The organism is Actinomycetospora aurantiaca (genome assembly GCF_037401875.1).
GTDB classification, from domain to species: domain Bacteria; phylum Actinomycetota; class Actinomycetes; order Mycobacteriales; family Pseudonocardiaceae; genus Actinomycetospora; species Actinomycetospora aurantiaca.
Genome location: NZ_JBBEGN010000001.1, coordinates 848149 through 869771, shown reverse-complemented (window position 1 = coordinate 869771; position 21623 = coordinate 848149). Strand labels below are relative to the sequence as shown.

Here is a 21623-nt window from a genome sequence, read left to right as displayed (position 1 = left end):
AGGGCAGCTGTGCCGGACTGGACCGTGATCACCGACGAGGCCGCGCTGCGCGAGGTCGTCGCGGAGCCGCCCCGGGCGATCGCCGAGAAGGCGATCGACCGCGTCGACGACGAGACGGCGCGCTTCCTCGCGGCGTCGCCGTTCTTCCTGCTCGCGACGACGGCGGCCGACGGCTCCGTGGACGTCTCGCCCCGCGGGGACCCGCCGGGCTCGGTGATCGTGCTCGAGGAGGGCCGCTGCATCGCGTTCGGCGACCGCAAGGGGAACCGCCGGCTCGACTCGCTGCGCAACGTCCTGCAGCGCCCGCAGGTCGGGATGCTGTTCCTGGTGCCGGGCAGCAACGACACGCTGCGCGTCAACGGCACCGCGCAGATCGTGCGCGACCCGCCGTTCGCCCACCGCCTCGCGGTCGGCCGGTCGGTGCCCGACCTCGCCGTCGTCGTCGAGATCGACGAGCTGTTCCTGCACTGCGCGAAGGCGTTCCTGCGCTCCACGCTGTGGGATCCGCAGAGCTGGCCCGACACCGCCGACGTCCCGTCCGCAGGCCGGATGGCCCGCAGCCAGTTCGGCACGAAGGTGCCCGCCGGGGTCATCGACGCCGCGCTGCGCGTCGGCAACCGTTTCACGAAGTACTGAGCCCGATGACGACGAACCCGACCGTCCCGGACGCCGGCGTCGACGACCGCCGCGCCATCTCCGCGCTGGTGTTCGGGCACATGGCCGCCCAGACCCTGGCCGCGGCGGTCCGCCTGGGTGTCCCCGACCGCCTCGACGACACCGGTCGTCCCGCGGGCGACGTGGCGGGCGACCTCGGCACCGACCCGGCCGCCACCCTGCGGCTGCTGCGCGCCCTCGCCGCCCTGGGGCTGGCGGGCGAGCCGGAGCCCGGGATCTTCGCCGCCACCGCCCGCGGCGCGCTCCTGCGCCGCGACCGTCCGGACTCGCTCGCGGCCTTCGTCGAGATGTTCCTCGACCCGGCGATGGTCGCGGCCTGGGCGAAGCTCGACGACAGCGTGCGCACCGGGCGCACCACCTTCGACGAGGTCTTCGGCGTCGACTTCTTCGGCCACCTCGCGGCGCACCCGCACCTCTCGCGCACCTTCAACGCCTCGATGCGCCAGGCGACGGCGGCGGTGTCCGCGGTGCTGCCGGGTGCCGTCGACCTCCGTCGCTTCGACTCGCTCATGGACGTCGGCGGTGGCGACGGGACCCTGCTCGCGTCGATCCTGGCCGGCCACCCGCACCTGCGCGGCGTGCTGTTCGACTCCGCGGCCGGCGCGGCGGAGTCCGCGATCGCGCTGGCGGACTTCCCGTACCGGGTGGAGGTCGTCACCGGCGACTTCTTCGTCGGCGTGCCCGGTGGCTGCGAGGCCTATCTCATGAAGAGCATCGTCCACGACTGGGACGACGCCGCCGTGACGACGATCCTGCGCCACCTGCACGCGGTCGTGCCCGACCACGGCCGGCTGTTCGTCGTGGAACCGGTCCTACCGGGCACCGCGGACGGGTCCGCGCACCCGATCACCTACCTGTCCGACCTGAACATGATGGTCAACGTGGGTGGGCGGGAGCGCACGGAAGAGGAGTTCCGCGCGCTGCTCGCGGCGGGCGGGTTCGAGCTCGTGAGCGCCGAGCCGCTCCCCGCGCCCGCCGTCTTCACCGTGCTGGAGGCGGCCCCGACGTGAGCCGGCGCCGCCGCATCCCGGGACAAGGCGACGATCAACGGGCAGGATGCGGTGCGTGGGCAGCGACTCGACCGGACGGGCGACACTCTTCGACTCGGTCGACGACGTCGTCGCCAGGCTGGCGGGCGTCGGGTACCTCGCCTCCACGGCGGTCGCGACGACCGTGTTCCTGGCCGACCGTCTGGGCAAGCCGCTGCTGGTGGAGGGCCCGGCCGGCGTCGGGAAGACCGAGCTGGCGCGGGCGGTCGCCGAGGCGACGGGCTCCGGGCTGGTGCGGCTGCAGTGCTACGAGGGGATCGACGAGGCCCGCGCCCTCTACGAGTGGAACCACGCCAAGCAGCTGCTGCGCATCCAGGCCAGCCAGGGGCAGGCGTGGGACGAGGCCCGCGACGACGTCTTCTCCGAGGAGTTCCTGCTCACCCGCCCGCTGCTCACCGCGATCCGGCGAGACGAGCCGACGGTGCTGCTGGTCGACGAGACCGACAAGGCCGACGTCGAGGTCGAGGGCCTGCTGCTCGAGGTGCTCGGGGACTTCCAGGTCACCGTGCCCGAGCTCGGGACCATCACGGCCACCCAGCGGCCCTTCACGCTGCTCACCTCGAACGCGACCCGCGAGCTCTCCGAGGCCCTCAAGCGCCGCTGCCTGTTCCTGCACCTCGACTTCCCCGACGCCGAGCTCGAGCGGCGGATCGTCGCGGCGCGCGTCCCGCAGCTGCCCGAGGCGCTCGCGGAGGAGCTCGTGCGCATCGTCGGCGTGCTGCGGGGGCTGGAGCTGCGCAAGGCGCCGTCGGTGTCCGAGACGATCGACTGGGCGCGCACCGTGGTCGCGCTCGGCCTCGACACCGTGGACGACGACGCGGTGCGGGCCAGCCTCAACGTGGTCCTCAAGCACCGCGCCGACCTCGTGAAGGCGTCCGCGGAACTGCGGCTGAACTGATGTCCGGCCTCCCCGCGCACCTCGTCGACTTCGTCCAGGCGCTGCGCGCCCACCACGTCGACGTCGGCCCGGGCGAGACCGTCGACGCCGCGGCGGTGGTGGCCGAGCTGGACCTGCTCCGGCGCGAGCAGCTGCGCGAGGGGCTCGCCGCGGCCCTGCTGCGCCGCAGCGGCCAGCGCCAGACCTTCGACGCGCTGTTCGAGCTGTGGTTCCCGCTCGGGCAGGGGGCGGCGCTGGGGGAGGTCGCGCTGCCCTACAGCGACGACGGGTCGGTCGACGTCGACGCCCTGCGTGACCTGCTCGCCCAGCTGCTCACCGACGGCGACACCGCCGCGCTGTCCGAGCTCGCCCGCGCGGTGGTCGACGGGCTGGGCGCCCTCGGCGCCGGCCAGGGCCCCGCGTCGGGCGGGGGTGGGGGACGGGACGGGCAGGGGACGCCCGCCGGGTTCTCCTCCTACCAGGCCCTGAACCGCGTCAAGCCCGAGACGCTGCTGGCGCGCGTGCTCGCCGAGCTGCGCACCCGACGTCAGGAGGCCGACGCGGACAGCCCCTTCGCCGAGGAGGTCGCGCGCCGCGAGACCCGCGCGCGCATCGCCGGGTTCCGACGCCTCGTGCAGGCCGAGACGACGCGGCGCGGCAGCGAGATCCGCGGCCGCGAGGCGGCGGCGCGCACCGGCGTGCGGCGTCAGGCCGAGCAGACGGACTTCCTCTCCGCGGGCGCGGACACCCTCGCCGACCTGCGACGACGGGTCGCGCCGCTGGGCCGCCACCTCGCCACCCGCCTCGCCGCCCGCCGTCGCCGGGCCCACCGCGGGGCGATCGACATGCGCCGCACGCTGCGCCGGTCGATGTCCACCGGCGGGGTGCCGGTGAACCTCGTGCACCGCCGCCCGCGTCCGGGGCGACCGGAGCTGGTGCTGCTCTGCGACGTCTCCGGCTCCGTGGCCGGGTTCAGCCACTTCACGATGATGCTGGTCCAGGCGCTGCGCGAGCAGTTCTCCCGCATCCGGATCTTCTGCTTCGTCGACGGGTGCGTGGAGGTCACCGACCTGTTCACCCCCGGCGCCGACCTGGGCGGCATCCTCACCGAGGTGCACTCGCGGCGCGGACTGGTCGCGTGGAGCGGGCACTCCGACTACGGCCGGGCCTTCGAGCGGTTCGCCGAGCGCTGGCCGGACGCGGTCACCTCGCGCAGCGCCCTACTGGTCCTCGGCGACGCCCGGACCAACCACCAGGACCCCGGGCTGGGGGTGCTCGCCACCGTCGTCGGGAAGGCCCGCCACGCGCACTGGTTGAATCCCGAACCGCAGCGGCAGTGGGGAACCGGCGACTCGGCCGCGCCGGAGTACGCCCGGGTGCTGCCGATGCACGAGTGCCGCACGGCCGCGCAGCTGGCGGGCGTCGTCGGCGGCCTGTTGCCGGTGTGAACCGAAGGGAGCGGTGACGATGCGCGTCGGCGTCATGGGCGGCACGTTCGACCCGATCCACCACGGCCACCTGGTGGCCGCGAGCGAGGCCGCCCTGCGCTTCGACCTCGACGAGGTCGTGTTCGTGCCGACCGGGCAGCCCTGGCAGAAGTCGAAGACCGACGTCACCGCGGCCGAGGACCGCTACCTGATGACGGTGGTGGCGACGGCGTCGAACCCGCGTTTCACGGTCAGTCGCGTCGACGTCGACCGCGACGGCCCGACCTACACCGTCGACACCCTGCGCGACCTCGCCGCGATCTTCCCCGACGACGAGCTGTACTTCATCACCGGCGCGGACGCCCTGGAGCAGATCCTCTCCTGGCACCGCGCGCACGAGATGTTCGAGCTCGCGCACTTCGTCGGCGTCACCCGGCCCGGTTTCGAGCTGGTCTCCGACCACCTGCCCCGCGGCGCGGTCACCGTGATCGAGGTGCCGGCGATGGCGATCTCGTCGACCGACTGCCGCGCGCGCGTCGGGAAGGGCGAACCGGTCTGGTACCTCGTGCCGGACGGCGTGGTGCAGTACATCGCCAAGCGCGGGCTCTATCGCGACGGCGGCTCCCCGTCCCGGTTGGAGCACCTCGGGTGAGCGTGCAGCAGCCGGAGCTCGTCGTGGCCGACGCGGAGGCGTGGCGGGCCTGGCTGGGGGTGAACCACGACGACCCGGTCGGGGTGTGGCTGGTGCTGGCCAAGAAGGCCGGACTGGCGGTCCCGGAGCCGGAGACGACGCTGACCTACGCGCAGGCCCTCGACGAGGCGCTGTGCTTCGGCTGGATCGACGGGCAGGCGAAGCGGCGGGACGACCTCACCTCGTTCCAGCGCTTCACCCCGCGCCGGGCGCGCTCGCCGTGGTCGGCGCGCAACGTCTCCCACGTCGCGCGGCTCGCCGACGAGGGCCGGATGCACGCGGCCGGGCTGGCCGAGGTGGAGCGGGCGAAGACCGACGGCCGGTGGGACGCCGCCTACGCGGGCCCGGCGAGCGCGACGGTGCCCGACGACCTCGCGGTCGCGCTCGCGGCCTCGCCCTCCGCCGGGAGCATGTTCGAGTCCCTGAGCAGTCAGAACCGGTACGCGATCCTCCACCGGCTCGGGCAGCTCAAGACCACCCGGACCCGCGACCGGCGGGTGGCCGAGTACGTGGCGATGCTCGAGCGCGGCGAGACGATCTACCCCCAGCGCTGACCGAACGCCAGCACGGACGCGGTGAAGCCGTGGAGGTGGTTCCGCGCGGCCACCGGGCCGATCTCGCCGTCGGCGAAGAAGCCGGCGACGTGCGGTGCGAGGCCCCGCCGGATCGCCCGGACGTCGTGCGACGGCCCGCCGTGCGCGGACCCCTCCTCGCCGAACATCACGCGACCCCGGCCGGTGCACGAGAACAGCAGCGCGCCGCCGGTCGGGGCGTCCTCGGCCGCGAGCGTCATGAGGGCGTCGAGGTCCTCGCCGGCGGTCGTGGCGTCGCGCACGTGGAACCGGACGCTGCGCCCGACCTCCACGACGTCGCCGACGGTGACCGTCCCGGCCTCCTCGTCGGCGCCCATCACCCCGCGGATCAGGAAGTCGCCCCGGCCGTGGGCGTCGGCGTACTCGTCCATGGCGATGCCCAGGTGCAGGCCCCGCATCACCAGCTCGGCGTCGTCCTGGTCGAGCTCGCGCAGGATCTCCTCCAGCTTGCGGTAGGCCGGCATCCCGGCGAGGCCGGTCAGCTCGGAGCCCGACGAGCCGGTGACGGTCATCGTCGGGCCGATCGGACGGCAGCCCTGGCTGACGAGCGTGCGCACCGCCACGTCGCCGCCGAGCAGCACCCCGACCGCCCCGCGCTCGTGCACCTCGCCGTCGAGGAACAGCCGGGCCCCACCGGGCCCCGGGCGGGCGGGGCCGAGGGCCGAGGTGCCGACCGGCGCCGTCGCGAGCCCGCCGACCAGCGGCAACCCGGGCAGTGCCTGGCCGGACTGTTCGACGAAGCCCTGGGCGGGGAAGGTGAACGGGTCGGCCAGGATCACCGCGACCGCGTCGTCCTCGGCCGGCACCGGCATCCCGCCGATCGAGATGCCGCCCTCGTGGCGGGCGGCCTGCAGGTGGAACGGCGTGACCCGCACCCCCGGCAGCGACGCCGCCCACACCGACACCGCGGGGGCGTCCTCCACCCCGCGACCGTCGCCGATCACCCCGGACGCCCGGCACCCGAGCGTCGTGGTCGCTCCGGCGATCTGCATGGCCTGCCGACCGACGTCGGCGGCGACGTCCGGGTCGGGGTGCGCGACGAACACCGACATCAGGTCGGGCCGGCGGCCGTGCAGCGGGGCCGTGGCGGCCGCGACCGCGGCCTCCGCGGCGGCCTCCAGGTCGGGGCCCTGGGCGAGCCCGTCCCCGAACGCGGAGGTCTGCGTCGTCGCGGCGTCGTGCATGTCCGGAGTATGAACGCCGCCACCGACAACCAAACCCGGGCGACGGTAGGCTGCTCCTCGATGGCCGCCACCGATCACGCGCGTCGCCTGGCCGAGGTCGCGGCCCTGGCCGCCGCCGACAAGCTCGCCCACGACGTGGTCGCGATCGACGTCTCCGAACGGCTCCCGCTCACCGACTGCTTCGTCATCGCCTCCGCGCCGAACGAGCGCCAGGTGCAGGCGGTCGTCGACAGCGTCGAGGAGAAGCTGCGCGACTCCGACGTCAAGCCGGTGCGGCGCGAGGGCACGCAGGAGGCCCGCTGGGTGCTGCTCGACTTCGGGGACGTGGTGGTGCACGTGTTCCACTCCGACGAGCGCGACTTCTACGGCCTGGAGCGGCTCTGGAAGGACTGCCCGCACCTCGAGCTGCCCGCCGAGGTCTCGCTGCCCCGCTCCGCGGAGTGATCGACCGCATCGTCCTGCTCCGGCACGGGCGCACCGCCTTCAACGCCGAGCGCCGGATGCAGGGTCGTCTCGACCCGCCCCTGGACGGGACCGGACAGGCGCAGGCCGCGGCCGTGACGCCCGCGGTCACGGAGCTCGCGCCCGCCGTCGTCGTCAGCTCCGACCAGCAGCGCGCGTGGCAGACCGCCCTGGCCGCGACCGAGGGGCTGGACCTCGAGCCGCGGAAGGAGCCGCGCCTGCGCGAGACCGACGTCGGGGGCTGGCAGGGCCTCGTCGACGACGAGGTGGAGGCGGCCTGGCCGGGCGGGCTCGACGCCTGGCGGGACGACCCGCACCACCGCCCGCCGGACGGCGAGTCCCGGTACGACGCCTCGCTGCGGGCGGTGCCGGTGCTGCACGAGCTCGCCGACGCCGACCTCACGGGGTCGGCGCTGGTGGTGGCGCACGGCGGCGTGATCATCGCGATGACCTTCGGGTTCCTGGGGCTGCCGGTCGAGCACTGGGGCGCGTTCGGTGCCCTCGGGAACTGCCGCACGGCGGTGCTGGAGCGCCGCCTCGGTCGCTGGCGCCTGGCGCGCTGGGGCGCCGCGGCGTGAGCGTGCTGGTGCTGGGGGACTCGCTGAGCTTCCACGGCCCACGCACCGCCCACCCCGTCGACGAGCCGCGGCTGTGGCCGCACGTCGCCGCCGCGTGCCTCGGCGTGCGCGCGGACTTGCACGTGGGGCTCGGGTGGACCGCCCGGCACGCGTGGACCGCGGTGCGCACCGACCCCCGGGTGTGGGCGTCCGTGCGCACGGCGGACGCGCTCGTACTGGGCATCGGCGGCATGGACTCGCTGCCCTCGCCGCTGCCGACCGCGGTGCGCGAGCTGATCCCGGTGCTGCGTCCGCCCTCGCTGGCGGCGCGGGCGCGGCGGCTGTACCGCTCCCGCCACGCGGGGCTCGTGCGGGCGACCGGCGGGCGCCCGACGGCGCTGCCCCCGGCGGAGACGGTGCGGTGCCTGGAGGAGATCCGGGTGGCGGTGACGACGTTGCGCCCGCACGCGCCCGTGGTGCTGCTGCTGCCGGCGGTGCACCGGTCGGGCCTGTACGGCGGGGTGCACTCCGGGCGGTCGGCGCACGCGGCGGCGATGCGGGCGTGGGCCGCCGTCTCCGGGGTCGTGGCGCTGGAGGTCGCACCGCTGGTGGCCGAGCACGTGCTCGGCGGGCACGGCAACCCCGACGGCATCCATTGGGGCTGGCCGGCCCATCGGCTGGTCGGGGAGGCGGTGGCCGGGCTGCTCCGGGCGGGGGAGCCGGTTGTCCCCAGTGGCAGTGCCGACGTGGGTTGTCCCCAGGGCAGGGCGCTGACCTGGGAGGACGCGGTGTCGCGGCCCTAGCGTCGGTCGGGTGATCTCCGATCCCCGGTCGCGGCTGCGGTCCGTCGTTCCCGACGACGGGTCCGTGCGGCAGGGCTGGCCGACCGCGCCCACCGGGACACCGGGGGCCGGGCTGGTGTACGAGGAGCCGGAGCCCCGGGAACCGCCGTCGCCTCCCGTGTCGGGTAGCGCGTGGGACCGGCCGCGGGGGCCCGGACGCTGGCTGCCGGCGTCGTGGGTGGGAGCCCGCTGGGATCCGGGGGCCCGCGGCGCCGTGGCCCTGGCCGCGGTGGTGGTGCTCGCGGCCGTGGTGGCGGTCGTCGTGGTGTTCTCCGGGCGGCCGGTGGCCGAACCGGTGCCGGCGCTGCCCGAGGTGGCGGGTGCCGCCTCGTCACCGGAGGTGGCGCCGCCGGCCGGGCCGGTCGTGGTGCACGTGGCGGGGAAGGTCCGCCGGCCGGGCCTGGTCACGCTGCCCGACGGGGCGCGCGTGGGGGAGGCGGTCGACAGGGCGGGCGGGCCGCTGCCGAAGGTCGACCTGACGCCGCTGAACCTGGCGGCCCGGGTGGTGGACGGCCAGCAGATCGTGGTGGGGGTGGCCGCCGCGCCGGCGCCCGGTCCGGCCGCGGCTCCGGGCGGAGCGCCCGCCCCGGCCGGTGACGGGAAGGTCGACCTCAACGCGGCCACGCTGGAGCAGCTCGACGGGTTGCCGGGGGTCGGGCCGGTCACCGCGAAGAAGATCCTGGACTGGCGCACGCAGAACGGGCGCTTCTCCGCGGTCGAGCAGCTGCGGGAGATCCCCGGGATCGGCGAGGCCCGGTTCGGGACGCTGCGTGAACTGGTGCGGGTGTGACCCCGGACCCCGAGCGGCCCCGGCTCGACGCCCGGCTCGTGCCCGCGGCGCTCGCGGCGTGGGCGGCGGCGCTGGTCGCGCTCGGGCTCGGGTGGGGGCCGGGCGCGGTGGTGGTCGTCGTGGCCCTGGTCGCGGTGGGGGTGGGCGTGCTGCGGCGGGACCGTCGCTGGGCTGCGGGGGTGCTGGCGGCCGGCGCGTGCGCGGCGGCCGTGGGTGGGCTGTCGTCCTCGGCGGCCTGGCAGGTCGCCGACCACCCGCTGCGCGCCGCGGCGGCCTCCGGTTCGGCGGCCACGCTCACGGTGGTCCTCACCGACGACCCGGCGCCGGTGCGCTCGAGCGGCCTCGGCGGTCCGAGGGTGGTGGTCCGGGCAGACCTGGTGTCGGCGCAGGGCGGCGGCGGGCGGTGGGTGGGCGAGGGCGACGTCGTCCTGCTCGCGCCGGCCGAGGGGTGGGTGGGACTGCTGCCCGGGCAGCGGGCGACGGCGAGCGGGGCGCTCGCGGCGTCCACCCGGGGCGATCTCACCGTCGCGGTGCTGCGCACCCGTGGTGCGCCGCGGGAGGTGACCCCGCCGCCGGGCGTGCAGGTGGCGGCGGGCGACCTGCGCGCCGGGCTGCGCGACGCTGCCCGGGCCGTGCTCGACGACGACCCGGCCGGCCTCCTGCCGGGCCTGGTCGTGGGCGACACCTCCGGGGTCGCGCCGGACCTCGCGGACGACTTCCGGACGGCGGGTCTCACCCACCTGACGGCCGTCAGCGGCGCCAACGTGGCCTACGTGCTGGGTGCGGTCCTCCTGCTGGTCCGCCTGGCCCGGCTCGGCCCGCGGACGGCGGCGGTGCTGGGACTGGTCGCCCTGGTCGGGTTCGTGGTCCTCGCGCGGCCCTCGCCGAGCGTGCTGCGGGCGGGTGCGATGGGAGCCGTGGTCGTCCTGGCGCTGGCCCTGGGACGGCGGCGGTCGGTGCTGCCCGCGCTCGCCGCGACGGTCGTCGTCCTGCTGCTCGTCGACCCGGCCCTCGCCGTCGACGCCGGGTTCGCGCTCTCCGTGCTGGCCACCGGCGCGCTGGTGCTGCTCGCCCCGCCGCTCGTGGCGCGGATGCGGGAGCGCGGGGTGCCGCCGGGGATCGCGGAGGCCCTCGCGGTGCCGGTGGCCGCGCACGTGGTCACGGCGCCGGTGGTGGCCGGGCTGTCGGGGGAGGTCAGCCTCGTCGCCGTGCTGGCCAACCTGCTGGTGGCCCCGGTCGTCGCCCCGGCGACCGTGCTGGGGGTGCTCGCCGCGGTGCTCGCGCCGTGGTGGACCGGGGGTGCGCACGCCGCGGTGTGGCTCGCGGGCCCCGAGGTGTCGTGGCTGGTGTGGGTGGCGCGGCGCTGCGCCGGGGTCGACGGGGCGACCGTGAGCTGGCCGGGCGGCACGGTGGGCGGGCTCGCACTGGCCGGGCTGGTGGTGCTGGGTGCGGTCGCGCTGCGGTGGCGGCGGGTCCGGCTGGTGGCCCTCGCGGCGGCGGTCGGGCTGCTCCTGGTGTTCGTCCCGACCCGAATCGTCCCGGTCGGCTGGCCGCCACCGGGCTGGGCGGTGGTGGCGTGCGACGTCGGGCAGGGTGACGCGCTCGTGCTCGCGACCGGGGAGCCCGGGCGGGCGGTGCTGATCGACGCGGGACCGGACCCGGGGCCGGTCGACCGCTGCCTCGCGCGCCTGGGCGTGCGCTCGCTTGCGCTCGTCGTGCTCTCGCACCTGCACGTCGACCACGTCGGCGGGCTCGCCGGTGCCCTGCGGGGGCGCCCGACCGGGGCGGTCGCGGTGGGTCCCGTGCGCGAGCCGCTCGACACGTTCGCCCAGGTCCAGGGGCGGGTCCGGGCCGCGGGAGCACCCGTCGTCGGGATGGAGCGGGGAGTGGTGCTGCGGTGGCCGGGGCTCGCGCTGGAGGTGCTCGGGCCGGTGCACCCGAGCACGCACGTCGACGGGGAGGACGGGTCGGAGGTGAACGACACGTCGTTGGTGCTGCGCGCGACGACACCGCTCGGCCGGGTGCTGCTGCCCGGCGACGCGGAGCGGTCGTCGCAGGACGCGCTGCTCGCGTCCGGGACGGACCTGCGCGCCGAGGTGCTCAAGGTGCCCCACCACGGGTCGCGGTCGTCGCTGCCCGGGTTCCTGGTGGCCCCCGGCTCGCGGTTGGCCCTGGTCAGCGTCGGGCGGGGCAACAGCTACGGGCACCCGAACCCGTCGATCACGGGCCTGCTCGCCGGGACGGGTGCGCTGGTGCGCCGCACCGACGAGAGCGGGGACCTCGCGCTCGTCCCGGGGTCGCGGGGCCCGGCGGTGGTCGCGCGGGGCGACCCGCTGCCGGACCCGCGACGCCGTTAGAGGCCGAGCGCCTCGCGGACGGCCTTCGACGTGGACGGCACGGTCGCCTTCGGCCCCACCTGGTGCTCGATGGCGTCCAGGGTCTTGAGGCCGTCGCCGGTGATGAGCAGGACCGTGTCGGCGTCCGGGTCGAGCTGCCCGGACTCGACGAGCTTCTTCGCGTTCGCGACGGTCACGCCGCCGGCGGTCTCGGCGAAGATGCCCTCGGTGCGGGCGAGCAGCCGGATGCCGTCGCGGACCTCGTCGTCGGTGACGTCGGTGACCGCGCCGCCGGTCCGGCGGACCGTGTCGAGCACGTAGGGGCCGTCGGCCGGGTTCCCGATCGCGAGCGAGCGGGCGATGGTGTCCGGGCGCTGCGGCCGGACGACGTCGGTGCCCTCGCGGAACGCGGTCGACACGGGGGAGCAGCCGGCCGCCTGCGCGCCGAAGATTCGCCAGTCGGCCTCGTCGACCAGCCCGAGCGAGACGAGCTCGCCGTACGCCTTGTCGATCTTCGTGAGCTGCGAGCCGGAGGCCACCGGGATCACGGTCTGCGCGGGGATGCGCCACCCGAGCTGTTCGGAGATCTCGTAGCCCAGGCTCTTCGAGCCCTCCGCGTAGTACGGGCGGACGTTGACGTTGACGAACGCCCAGTCCTCCTGCTCGAAGGCGAGCTCGGTGGCCAGCCGGTTCACGTCGTCGTAGGTGCCCTCGACGGCGAGCAGGTTCGTGTCGTACACGGCGGTCATGAGGACCTTGGCCCGCTCCAGCGAGGAGGGGATGAGCACGACCGACTCCCATCCGGCGCGGGCGGCGGCCGCGGCGGTGGCGTTCGCGAGGTTCCCGGTGGACGGGCAGGCCAGCACGGTGAAGCCGAGCTCCCGGGCGGCGGCGAGCGCCACGGCGACGACGCGGTCCTTGAAGGAGTGCGTCGGGTTGCCGGTGTCGTCCTTGACCCAGAGGTTCCGGATGCCGAGCTCGGCGCCGAGCCGGTCGGCGCGGATCAGGCGCGTGAAGCCCGGGTCCATGTTGGGGTGGTCCTCGACGGTGGTGGGCACCGGGAGGAGCTTCTTGTAGCGCCAGATCGACTTCGGGCCGCGCTCGATCTCCTCCCGGGTGACCGCCGGGAAGTCGTACGCGATCTCCAGGGGCCCGAAACACTGCGGACAGGCGAACTCGGGGGCGAGCGGAGTGCGGTGTCCGCAGGCGCGACACGACAGGGCGGACGCCGGGCCGAGGTCGTAGCCGGTCGCCGCCTGGGCGGGCGCAGTCACAGTCATGGAAGAGTGTTCTCCTCATCTTCCCCGCCGTGCGGCGGGTCGGAATTGGCACCGGTCTTGCGCACAGGAATGCGCCGCCGGTTGCCGGGGTGTCGTCGGGCCGTTCCCTCTACCCCTCTGGATGAGCCGTATTCGGTTGTCGGCGTCTCCGGGGCGGGGCCCGCGATCGCGCTACGGGCACGTTACGGCACCCGGAGCACGGACGGCCACCGGTGGACACGTTGCCCACGCCACGCTGTCGGTGCCCGGTGCGAGGATGGGGACGTGCCACCCCGCGCTCGGAGCAAGCCGGCGGACGAGCTCGCCCCGGTCCGGCTCGTCGTCGGAGACGAGGGCCTGCTCGTGGAACGGGCCGTGTCGACGGCGATCGCCGCGGCCGGCCGTCAGGACCCGGACGTCGAGGTCCGCACCCTGAAGGCGAACGAGATCACCGCGGGCGTGCTCGCCGAGCTGGTCAGCCCGTCGCTGTTCGCGGAGTCGCGGGTGGTGATCCTCGAGGCGGCGCAGGACGCGAACGCCGAGGTCACCACGGTGCTCGTCGAGTACGCGAAGGCACCGACCGACGGGGTCGCGCTCGTCGTCGTGCACCCCGGGGGCGCGAAGGGCAAGGCGCTGGTCGACGGGTTGAAGAAGGCCGGCGCGGCGGTCACCGAGGCGGCGAAGTTCAAGCCCTGGGAGAACGACCGGCGGGCCGACTTCGTGCGCACCGAGGTCCGCCAGGCCGGCGGCGGTATCACCGGCGAGGCGCTGTCGCTGCTCATGGAGGCGGTGGGCGCCGACCTGCGCGAGCTCGCCGCCGCGGCCTCGCAGCTGGTCAGCGACTCGGGCGGCCAGGTCGACGCCGACGACGTGCGCCGGTTCCACCGCGGGCGCGCCGACGTCACCGGCTTCGCGGTCGCCGAGAAGGCCGTCTCGGGCGACCGGGCGGGTGCGCTGGAGGCCCTGCGCTACGCCCTCGACACCGGGGTGCCGCACGTCCTGGTGGCCGACGCCCTGGCCGACGCGGTCCGCACGATCGCGCGCGTGTCCGCCGCCGGCCGTGGCGACCCGGGCGCGCTGGCGTCGCGGTTGAGGATGCCGCCGTTCAAGGTCAAGAAGGCGATGGGCCAGGCCCGCGGCTGGGACGCGCCCGGCCTCACGCGGGCGATGGCGCTGGTCGCGGACGTGAACGCCGACGTCAAGGGCGTCGCGGCCGACCCGTCGTACGCCCTCGAGCGGGCGACCGTGGAGCTGGCGGGCCTCGCCGGGCAGGCCCGCCGCCGCTGAGTGCCACGCCACGCAGGTCCCGGCGCCCCGGGACCTGCGCCATGTCGCACTCGCGGACGTCGCTCGGTCGGCCCGGCCCGCCAGAGCGACACCTCGCAGGTTCGGACGCCTCGGAACCTGCGCCATGTCGCACTCGCGTAAGCGCACGACACCGACCCGGCCCCGGACACACGACGACGGGCGCCCCCGAAATTCGGGGACGCCCGTCGTCGGGAAGAGCCTCAGGCCGGGGTCTTGCCCGCCTTCGCGTCCACCGTGAACGCGGCCGCGCGGTGCGCCATGCGCGACTTCTTGTTCGCGGCCTGGTTCTTGTGGATGACGCCCTTGCTCACGGCCTTGTCGAGCAGGCGCGCGGCGTGGCGGCGGCGCTCGTCGGCCGCGGCGGCGTCGCCGGACTCGACGGTCTCGCGGTAGCGACGGATCGCGGTCTTGATCTCCGACTTGGTCGCCTTGTTCCGCTGACGAGCTTCCTCGTTCTTGCGGTTACGCTTGACCTGCTGCTTGATGTTCGCCACGGGGCTTTCGAACCTCTTGATCGCTGGGGTGTCTTCGTGCGGGCGCGCACCTGGGCGTCCAGCCCGCACGGCGCAGTGGCGTCCAGGTTACCAATCGCCCTCGCCCGCCAGGACCGTCGGGGTCTCGTGGGACGATGGAGCAGCACCCGGCCCGACAGGAAGGCGAGACCTCGTTGACCGAGACCACCACCCAGCAGTCGACCGACAAGGCCGGCAGGCCGGGCACCGTGGGCTACGCCGACGAGACGTTCACGCCCCCGGACCGGATCCGCAACTTCTGCATCATCGCGCACATCGACCACGGCAAGTCCACCCTGGCCGACCGGATGCTGCAGCTCACCGGCGTGCTCGGTGACCGGGCCTACCGCGCGCAGTACCTCGACCGCATGGACATCGAGCGCGAGCGCGGCATCACCATCAAGGCGCAGAACGTCCGCCTGCCCTGGTACGCCGCCGGCCCCGACGGCGAGATGCGCGACCACGTGCTGCACCTCATCGACACCCCGGGCCACGTCGACTTCACCTACGAGGTGAGCCGCTCGCTGGCCGCGTGCGAGGGCGCGATCCTGCTGGTCGACGCCGCCCAGGGCATCGAGGCGCAGACCCTGGCGAACCTGTACCTGGCGCTCGACCACGACCTCGAGATCATCCCGATCCTCAACAAGATCGACCTCCCGGCCGCGGAGCCGGACCGGTACGCCGCCGAGATCGCCCACCTCATCGGCTGCGAGCCCGACGACGTCCTGCGCATCTCCGCCAAGACCGGCGACGGCGTCGGGGCGGTGCTCGACGAGGTCGTGCGGCGCGTGCCCGCCCCCGTCGGCGACGCCGACGCTCCCGCCCGGGCCATGATCTTCGACTCGGTCTACGACACCTACCGCGGCGTGGTCACCTACATCCGCGTGGTCGACGGCAAGATCACTCCGCGCGAGCGCATCCGCATGATGAGCACGAACGCCGTCCACGAGCTGCTCGAGGTCGGCATCATCTCGCCGGACCAGAAGCCGTCGCAGGGGCTCGGGGTCGGCGAGGTCGGCTACCTGATGACCGGCGTGAAGGACGTCCGCCAGTCCCGCGTCGGCGACACCGTCACCACCGAGCGCAAGGGCGCCCAGCAGGCCCTCGGGGGCTACCAGGACCCGCAGCCCATGGTCTTCTCCGGGCTCTATCCGATCGACGGCAGCGACTACCCGTTGCTGCGCGACGCCCTGGACAAGCTGCGCCTCAACGACGCCGCGCTCTCCTACGAGCCGGAGACGTCGGCGGCGCTGGGCTTCGGGTTCCGCTGCGGCTTCCTCGGCCTGCTGCACCTGGAGATCACCCGCGACCGCCTCGAGCGCGAGTACGGCCTGGACCTCATCTCCACCGCGCCGAACACCGTCTACCGGGTCGAACTCGACGACGGCGGCGAGGTCGAGGTCACCAACCCCGCGGAGTGGCCCGAGGGCAAGGTCGGCGCCGTCTACGAGCCGATCACGAAGGTCTCGGTGCTCGCACCCGCCGACTTCGTGGGCGCGATCATGGAGCTCTGCCAGTCGCGCCGCGGCTCGCTCGAGGGCATGGACTACCTGTCCGACAGCCGCGTCGAGCTGCGCTACACGATGCCGCTGGCCGAGATCATCTTCGACTTCTTCGACGTGCTGAAGTCCAAGACCCGCGGCTACGCCTCGCTGAACTACGAGCCGGCGGGGGAGCAGCCCGCCGACCTGGTGAAGGTCGACATCCTGCTGCAGGGCGAACCGGTCGACGCGTTCTCCGCGGTCGTGCACAAGGACGCCGCGTACGCCTACGGCAACTCGATGGCCGGCAAGCTGCGCGAGCTGATCCCTCGCCAGCAGTTCGAGGTGCCGATCCAGGCCGCCATCGGGTCGCGGATCATCGCCCGCGAGACCATCCGGGCGATCCGCAAGGACGTCCTCTCCAAGTGCTACGGCGGCGACATCACCCGCAAGCGCAAGCTGCTGGAGAAGCAGAAGGAGGGCAAGAAGCGGATGAAGACGATCGGCCGGGTCGACGTCCCGCAGGAGGCCTTCGTCGCCGCGCTGTCCACCGACCAGAACGCCGTCGACAAGGCCAAGTCCGGCAAGAAGTGACGCAGCCCCCGCCGTCGGTAACGCCCTTCCCGACGGCGGGTCGGTGCCGGTCGCGTAGAGTGGCGATCGAGGTGCCGAGCTGTCGGCCTGGGATGGACCGCGCGTGTGTCGGGTCCGCGGACAGCTCTCACCGTCCGACGATTCCCCTCTGCGAAAGAGTTCTGTGACCGACGCTGCTGTCCTGTCCGATGCTGATCTTCCTCTGGACCCCTTCCTGACCGACGAGGTCGGGTCCACCGACGACGAGCCCGCCAACGGCTTCGCCAAGCTGGGGCTCGACGAGCGCCTGCTGGCCACGCTGGTCGAGCAGGGCTTCGCCACGCCCACGCCGATCCAGACCGAGACGATCCCGCTGCTGCTCGACGGCCGCGACGTCCTCGGCCTGGCGCAGACCGGCACGGGCAAGACGGCCGCGTTCGCGCTGCCGCTGCTGTCCCGCCTCGACGCGAGCGTGCGCGCCCCGCAGGCGCTGATCCTCACCCCGACCCGCGAGCTCGCGATCCAGGTCGCGGAGGCCGTCGAGTCGTTCTCGGCCGCCCTGCCGCACGTGCACGTGGTGCAGCTCTACGGCGGCGCCCCGTACGGCCCGCAGCTGTCGGGCCTGCGCCGCGGCGCCCAGATCGTCGTCGGGACGCCGGGTCGCGTCGCCGACCACCTCGAGAAGGGCACCCTCGACCTCACCGACGTCGGGTACTTCGTGCTCGACGAGGCCGACGAGATGCTCAACATGGGCTTCCTCGAGGAGGTCGAGAACATCTTCGGCCTGCTCCCGGCCGACCGTCAGGTGGCCCTGTTCTCGGCGACCATGCCGGCGGCGATCCGCGAGGTCAGCCGCAAGCACCTGAACGCGCCCGCCGAGGTGTCGATCAAGGGCAAGACGACGACGGCGGCGAACACCCGCCAGCGCTACGTCGTCGTCCCGGAGCGGCAGAAGGCCGACGCTCTGGCCCGCATCCTGCAGGTCGAGGACTTCGACGCCGCCCTGGTGTTCGTCCGCACGCGGCAGAACACCACCGACGTCACCGAGGCCCTCAACCGGCGCGGGTTCGCGTCCGTCGCGATCTCCGGGGACCTGTCGCAGGCGCAGCGCGAGAAGACGATCGCCGACCTGCGCTCCGGGAAGATCGACGTCCTGGTCGCCACCGACGTCGCCGCCCGCGGGCTCGACGTCGAGCGCATCAGCCTCGTCGTGAACCACGACCTGCCGACCGACCCCGAGTCCTACGTGCACCGCATCGGGCGCACCGGGCGCGCGGGCCGCTCCGGCGAGGCGATCTCGTTCGTCACCCGCGGCCAGATCCGGCTGATGCGGGCGATCGAGAACACCACCCGGCAGAAGGCCGAGGAGATGTCGGTGCCGGGCACCGACGAGGTCAACGCCCGTCGTCGGGCCCGCTTCGCCGAGCGCATCACCTCCGCGCTCGAGGGGCAGGACGACGGCGGCGACGGCATCGAGGTCTTCCGTCGGGTGATCGACGAGTACGTCGCGGAGCACGACGTCGACCCGCTGGCGCTCGCCGCGGCCCTGGCCAAGATGGTCCAGGGCGGCAAGCCGCTGCTGGTCGAGGACCTGCCGGCCCCGCCGGCCCGCGGGGAGAAGCGGCCCCGCGAGGACAAGCCGGGTCGCGGGCAGGGCAAGCGCCCGACGTCGGCGCCGTCGTGGACGGTCGGCTCCGGCACGGACACCTACCGCATCGAGGTCGGGCACAACCAGCGCGTGAAGCCCGGCGCGATCGTGGGGGCCATCGCCAACGAGGCGGGCCTCGACTCGGCGCACATCGGCCACATCGACATCCGCACCGACCACACGCTGGTCGAGCTGCCCGCCGACGTGCCCGGTGCCGTCGTCAAGCGGCTCCAGCGTGCCCGGGTCGCCGGGCGTCCGATGGGCCTGCGTCGCGCCTCCGAGGCGGGCGGCTCCAGCTCCGGCCCCCGCCCCGACAAGCGCGGCCCGCGCCGGGAGCGGCCGACCCGCTAGCCCTGTTTCGACCGAAGGGCCCCTCCGCTCGAGTAGATCGAGCGGAGGGGCCCTTCGGTCGTTCCGGCTCCGGACCGCCGGGATGTGCGAGTGGCGCCGTTCTGACGTCAGACGTCAGCGATGGACCATTGCTGACCCGGAGGCACGACGGCCCGACCGCACCACATCGGGTGGCCGCACCCCGACCACGCGCCTACCGTCGATGACATGGGGCGCTCGGTCGTGATCGTCGGTGGCGGACCACGCGGGACCGGTGTGCTGGAGCGGATCGTCGCCGGCGCGCCCGGCCACGGGATCGACGCGGAGCACCCGCTCGACGTCCACGTCGTCGATCCCTACCCGGCCGGCGCGGGACGCATCTGGCGCTCGAAGCAGTCCGAGCTGCTGTGGATGAACTCCATGGCCGCCGACGTGACGATGTGGACCGACGACTCGGTCGTCTGCACCGGCCCGATCGTCCCCGGTCCGAGCCTGTACGAGTGGGCCGAGCTGACCCGGGACGCGCGCGCGGAGCCCGACGGCCGGGTCGGCGAGGAGGTCCGAGCGCTGCGCCCCGACACCTTCCCCACGCGCCAGCTGCAGAGCCACTACCTCGCCGACACCCTGCAGCGCGTCCTCGACGCCGCGCCCCCCGGTGTCCGCATCCACCTCCACGAGCAGCGGGCGGCGGGGCTCGACGACGGCGACGCCCGCCGGGTCCGCCTGGAGGACGGCGAGGTCCTCGACGCGGACGCCGTGATCCTCGCGTCCGGTCACCTGGACGCCGCCCCGACCGACGACGAGGCCGCGCTCGTGCGCTGCTCGCAGCGGCTCGGGCTGCGCTACTTCCCGCCGGAGCAGACCACCGACTCCGACCTGGACGCCATCCCGCCGGGCGAGACGGTCGTCGCACGTGGGATGGGCCTGGCGTTCATCGACCTCATGGTGCTGCTCTACGAGGGGCGCGGCGGCCGCTTCGAGGAGGACCCCGACGGTCCCGACGACGGGTCCGGGCGCGGCCGGCTGCGGTACGTCCCGTCCGGGCGCGAGGTGTTCCTGCACGTCGGGTCCGGGCGCGGGGTGCCCTACCACGCGAAGACCGAGTACGGGCTGATCGGCCCGCGCCCGCCGCTGCCGCGGTTCTTCGGCCCGGAGCAGGTCGACGAGCTCGCGAGTCGGCAGGGCGGGGCGAGCCTGCGCGACGACGCCTGGCCGCTGATCGCCAAGGAGGCCGGCTGGGGCTGGTACCACGAGCTCTTCCACGGCCACCCGGACCGCGTGGCCGGCGACTGGGACACCTTCGCCGCGGCCTACGCGGGCCTCGACTGGTACTCCGCGGAGCGCGAGCGGCTGGTGGAGCGCCACGTCCCCGACGAGGCCGACCGCCTCGACTTCGAGCAGCTCGACCGACCGCTCGACGGGATCCGGACCGACTCGGAGACCCTGCAGAAGTTCCTGCGCGGCTACATCAGCGACGACCTCGCCCGGCACGTCGACCCGGCCCACACCGAGGAGCTGGGCGCGTTCACCGCGCTGCTGACGGCGTTCATGATGTCGGTCGAGCTGGCGAGCCGGGGCGGGCTGACCGCGAAGTCCCGGGCCCGCGACCTGAACTGGTGGCAGAATCTGTTCTCGTCGATGGCCAGCGGCCCGCCCGGTCCGCGGCTGCGGCAGCTGCTCGCGCTGAACCGGGACGGGTTCGTGACGTTCCTCGGGGCGGGCGTCAGCGTGGAGATCGACGAGAGCCGGGAGGCCTTCGTCGCGATCAGCGCCGCGCTGGACGCCCCGCCGACGGTCGCGACCACGTTCGTCGACGCGCGCCTGGCCTCGCCCAGTGTGCGCCGCAGCTCGGACCCGATGCTCCGATCGCTGATGCGCGCCGGACTCCTCGACGAGGAGACGCTGAGCTGGAACGCGTGCACCCGGGGCGACGACTACTCCGGCGTCGTGGAGCACTCCACCGGGCTGATCCCGGTGAGCGCCGCGGACTACCGCGTGCTCACCGGGCCGGGGTACGACGAGCCCGCCGACCGGCTCTTCGCGATCGGACCGCACACGACGGTGCGGCTGCCGGGCGCGTTCACCCGGCCGAACACCAACAACCTGAGCTTCCGCGCCAACGACGCGCTGGCTCAGGCCGTCCTGGCCACCGTCGCGGGCGGCTGAGCGGTCGCCGCGTCGCGGACCCGGGCCCGCTCGCGCAGGCGCTCCAGGGTCTGTGACAGCAGCCGGGAGACGTGCATCTGCGAGATCCCGAGCTTCTCCGCGATCTCGGACTGCGTCTTCTCGTGGATGAAGCGCAGCACGAGGATCGTCCGCTCGCGCTCGGGCAGCGTGCCGACCAGGTCCCGCACGAGCGCTCGTGACTCCACGTGCGCGAGGTCCGGGTCGTCGTGGCCGAGGACGTCGGAGACGGTGGTGTCCGTGCCCTGGCTCAACGTCGAGTCCAGCGAGTCCGGGCGGTACGAGTGGTGGGCCGAGATCGCCTCGATGACCTCCTCGCGGTCGATCCCGAGGTGCTCGGCGAGCTCGGTGGCCGTGGGGGCGCGGCCCAGCTGCTGGCCGAGTGTGGTGGACGCGGTGCCGACCTGCAGGTAGCGGTCCTTCACCCCGCGCGGGGTGCGAATCGCCCAGGCGGCGTCGCGGAAGTGGCGCCGGACCTCGCCCATCATGGTGGGGACGGCATACGACAGGAAGTCGCGCCCCTGGTCGGGGTCGAAGCGCCGCAGGGCGTGCAGCAGACCGATGGCCGCCACCTGCTCGAGGTCGTCGACGGACTCGCCGCGCCGGGAGAAGCGCCGCGCGATGTTGCGGGCGACCGGCCGGAAGGCGTCGGTCAGCTCCGCGGTCAACTGGTCGCGACGGGGATCGTCGGCGGCCAGGGAGGCGAGTTCCTCGAGCTGGGGGGCGTACTGGTCGTAGGCAGAAGTGCGTTCGGACACGGGCAGACCTCGCAGACGCACGCGAGCGTTTCCGTCTGGCTGCGGGGTGAACCACGACGGGGGAGCAGACGGGACACGTCACGTGCG

The 21623-nt window shown here is 74.3% G+C and carries 19 protein-coding genes and 1 riboswitch; of the genes, 15 read left to right on the top strand and 4 right to left on the bottom strand.

The genetic code is table 11. The features are described from left to right. The first annotated feature begins 9 nt into the window (after window positions 1-9). The 6 genes from WCD74_RS04055 to WCD74_RS04030 are packed head-to-tail and all read left to right on the top strand — an operon-like array spanning window position 10 to window position 5273. Complete coding sequence (locus WCD74_RS04055; RefSeq protein WP_337693533.1) at window positions 10-636, top strand: MSMEG_1061 family FMN-dependent PPOX-type flavoprotein; 627 nt, start codon at window positions 10-12, stop codon at window positions 634-636. A 5-nt stretch (window positions 637-641) separates the two neighbouring features. Beyond that, the gene (locus WCD74_RS04050; protein ID WP_337693532.1) at window positions 642-1685 is read left to right on the top strand and encodes a methyltransferase; all 1044 of its coding nucleotides are present in this window, start codon (window positions 642-644) and stop codon (window positions 1683-1685) included. A gap of 55 nt (window positions 1686-1740) precedes the next feature. Then, on the top strand, window positions 1741-2622 hold the full coding sequence (locus WCD74_RS04045) for an AAA family ATPase (RefSeq protein ID WP_337693531.1): 882 nt from the start codon (window positions 1741-1743) through the stop codon (window positions 2620-2622). Continuing rightward, a complete protein-coding gene (locus WCD74_RS04040) occupies window positions 2622-4049 on the top strand; it encodes a VWA domain-containing protein (protein ID WP_337693530.1) in 1428 nt (475 codons plus the stop codon). Before WCD74_RS04045 ends, WCD74_RS04040 begins: the two co-directional genes overlap by 1 nt. Window positions 4050-4068: 19 nt before the next feature. Next, window positions 4069-4680, top strand: coding sequence for a nicotinate-nucleotide adenylyltransferase (nadD, locus tag WCD74_RS04035; protein WP_337693639.1), 612 nt, complete (start codon window positions 4069-4071; stop codon window positions 4678-4680). Further along, window positions 4677-5273: a YdeI/OmpD-associated family protein gene (locus WCD74_RS04030; protein ID WP_337693529.1), complete on the top strand. Its 597-nt coding sequence runs from the start codon at window positions 4677-4679 to the stop codon at window positions 5271-5273. Before nadD ends, WCD74_RS04030 begins: the two co-directional genes overlap by 4 nt. On the opposite strand, the gene WCD74_RS04025 is transcribed toward WCD74_RS04030, so the two are convergent. After that, window positions 5258-6496, bottom strand: a complete 1239-nt coding sequence (locus tag WCD74_RS04025; RefSeq protein ID WP_337693528.1) for an FIST signal transduction protein — start codon at window positions 6494-6496, stop codon at window positions 5258-5260. The genes WCD74_RS04030 and WCD74_RS04025 overlap by 16 nt on opposite strands. A gap of 60 nt (window positions 6497-6556) precedes the next feature. Here WCD74_RS04025 and rsfS point away from each other — a divergent pair, with 60 nt between their 5' ends. Genes rsfS through WCD74_RS04000 form a run of 5 tightly spaced genes read left to right on the top strand, consistent with a single transcriptional unit; the run spans window position 6557 to window position 11504 of the window. Then, window positions 6557-6940: a ribosome silencing factor gene (gene rsfS, locus WCD74_RS04020; RefSeq protein ID WP_337693527.1), complete on the top strand. Its 384-nt coding sequence runs from the start codon at window positions 6557-6559 to the stop codon at window positions 6938-6940. Continuing rightward, window positions 6937-7536 (top strand): histidine phosphatase family protein, encoded by a 600-nt coding sequence (locus tag WCD74_RS04015; RefSeq protein ID WP_337693526.1) that lies wholly within the window; start codon window positions 6937-6939, stop codon window positions 7534-7536. The genes rsfS and WCD74_RS04015 overlap by 4 nt, the downstream gene beginning before the upstream one ends. Continuing rightward, complete coding sequence (gene octT, locus WCD74_RS04010; protein WP_337693525.1) at window positions 7533-8318, top strand: diglucosylglycerate octanoyltransferase; 786 nt, start codon at window positions 7533-7535, stop codon at window positions 8316-8318. Before WCD74_RS04015 ends, octT begins: the two co-directional genes overlap by 4 nt. Window positions 8319-8328: 10 nt before the next feature. Next, window positions 8329-9147 carry a ComEA family DNA-binding protein gene (locus WCD74_RS04005; RefSeq protein ID WP_337693524.1) on the top strand — a complete coding sequence of 273 codons (819 nt, stop codon included), beginning with the start codon at window positions 8329-8331 and terminating at the stop codon, window positions 9145-9147. Beyond that, the gene (locus WCD74_RS04000) at window positions 9144-11504 is read left to right on the top strand and encodes a ComEC/Rec2 family competence protein (RefSeq protein ID WP_337693523.1); all 2361 of its coding nucleotides are present in this window, start codon (window positions 9144-9146) and stop codon (window positions 11502-11504) included. The genes WCD74_RS04005 and WCD74_RS04000 overlap by 4 nt, the downstream gene beginning before the upstream one ends. Here WCD74_RS04000 and thrC read toward each other — a convergent pair. Next, a complete protein-coding gene (thrC, locus tag WCD74_RS03995; RefSeq protein WP_337693522.1) occupies window positions 11501-12763 on the bottom strand; it encodes a threonine synthase in 1263 nt (420 codons plus the stop codon). The two genes, WCD74_RS04000 and thrC, sit on opposite strands and share 4 nt — an antisense overlap. Before the next feature lie 12 nt (window positions 12764-12775). Continuing rightward, window positions 12776-12891: riboswitch (SAM riboswitch) on the bottom strand. A gap of 136 nt (window positions 12892-13027) precedes the next feature. Here thrC and holA point away from each other — a divergent pair. Continuing rightward, a complete protein-coding gene (gene holA / locus WCD74_RS03990) occupies window positions 13028-14029 on the top strand; it encodes a DNA polymerase III subunit delta (protein ID WP_337693521.1) in 1002 nt (333 codons plus the stop codon). 221 nt (window positions 14030-14250) lie between these two features. On the opposite strand, the gene rpsT is transcribed toward holA, so the two are convergent. After that, a complete protein-coding gene (rpsT, locus tag WCD74_RS03985) occupies window positions 14251-14544 on the bottom strand; it encodes a 30S ribosomal protein S20 (RefSeq protein ID WP_337693520.1) in 294 nt (97 codons plus the stop codon). Between the two features lie 134 nt (window positions 14545-14678). On the opposite strand from rpsT, the gene lepA reads away from it, so the two are divergent. From lepA to WCD74_RS03970, 3 genes are all read left to right on the top strand, one after another. Next, window positions 14679-16637, top strand: a complete 1959-nt coding sequence (lepA, locus tag WCD74_RS03980; RefSeq protein WP_337693519.1) for a translation elongation factor 4 — start codon at window positions 14679-14681, stop codon at window positions 16635-16637. 163 nt (window positions 16638-16800) lie between these two features. Continuing rightward, on the top strand, window positions 16801-18615 hold the full coding sequence (locus tag WCD74_RS03975; protein ID WP_337693518.1) for a DEAD/DEAH box helicase: 1815 nt from the start codon (window positions 16801-16803) through the stop codon (window positions 18613-18615). 207 nt (window positions 18616-18822) lie between these two features. Then, on the top strand, window positions 18823-20760 hold the full coding sequence (locus WCD74_RS03970; RefSeq protein WP_337693517.1) for an FAD/NAD(P)-binding protein: 1938 nt from the start codon (window positions 18823-18825) through the stop codon (window positions 20758-20760). Here the strand turns inward: WCD74_RS03970 and WCD74_RS03965 are convergent. Then, window positions 20727-21536, bottom strand: coding sequence for a SigB/SigF/SigG family RNA polymerase sigma factor (locus WCD74_RS03965; protein WP_337693516.1), 810 nt, complete (start codon window positions 21534-21536; stop codon window positions 20727-20729). The two genes, WCD74_RS03970 and WCD74_RS03965, sit on opposite strands and share 34 nt — an antisense overlap. Window positions 21537-21623 lie beyond the last annotated feature (87 nt).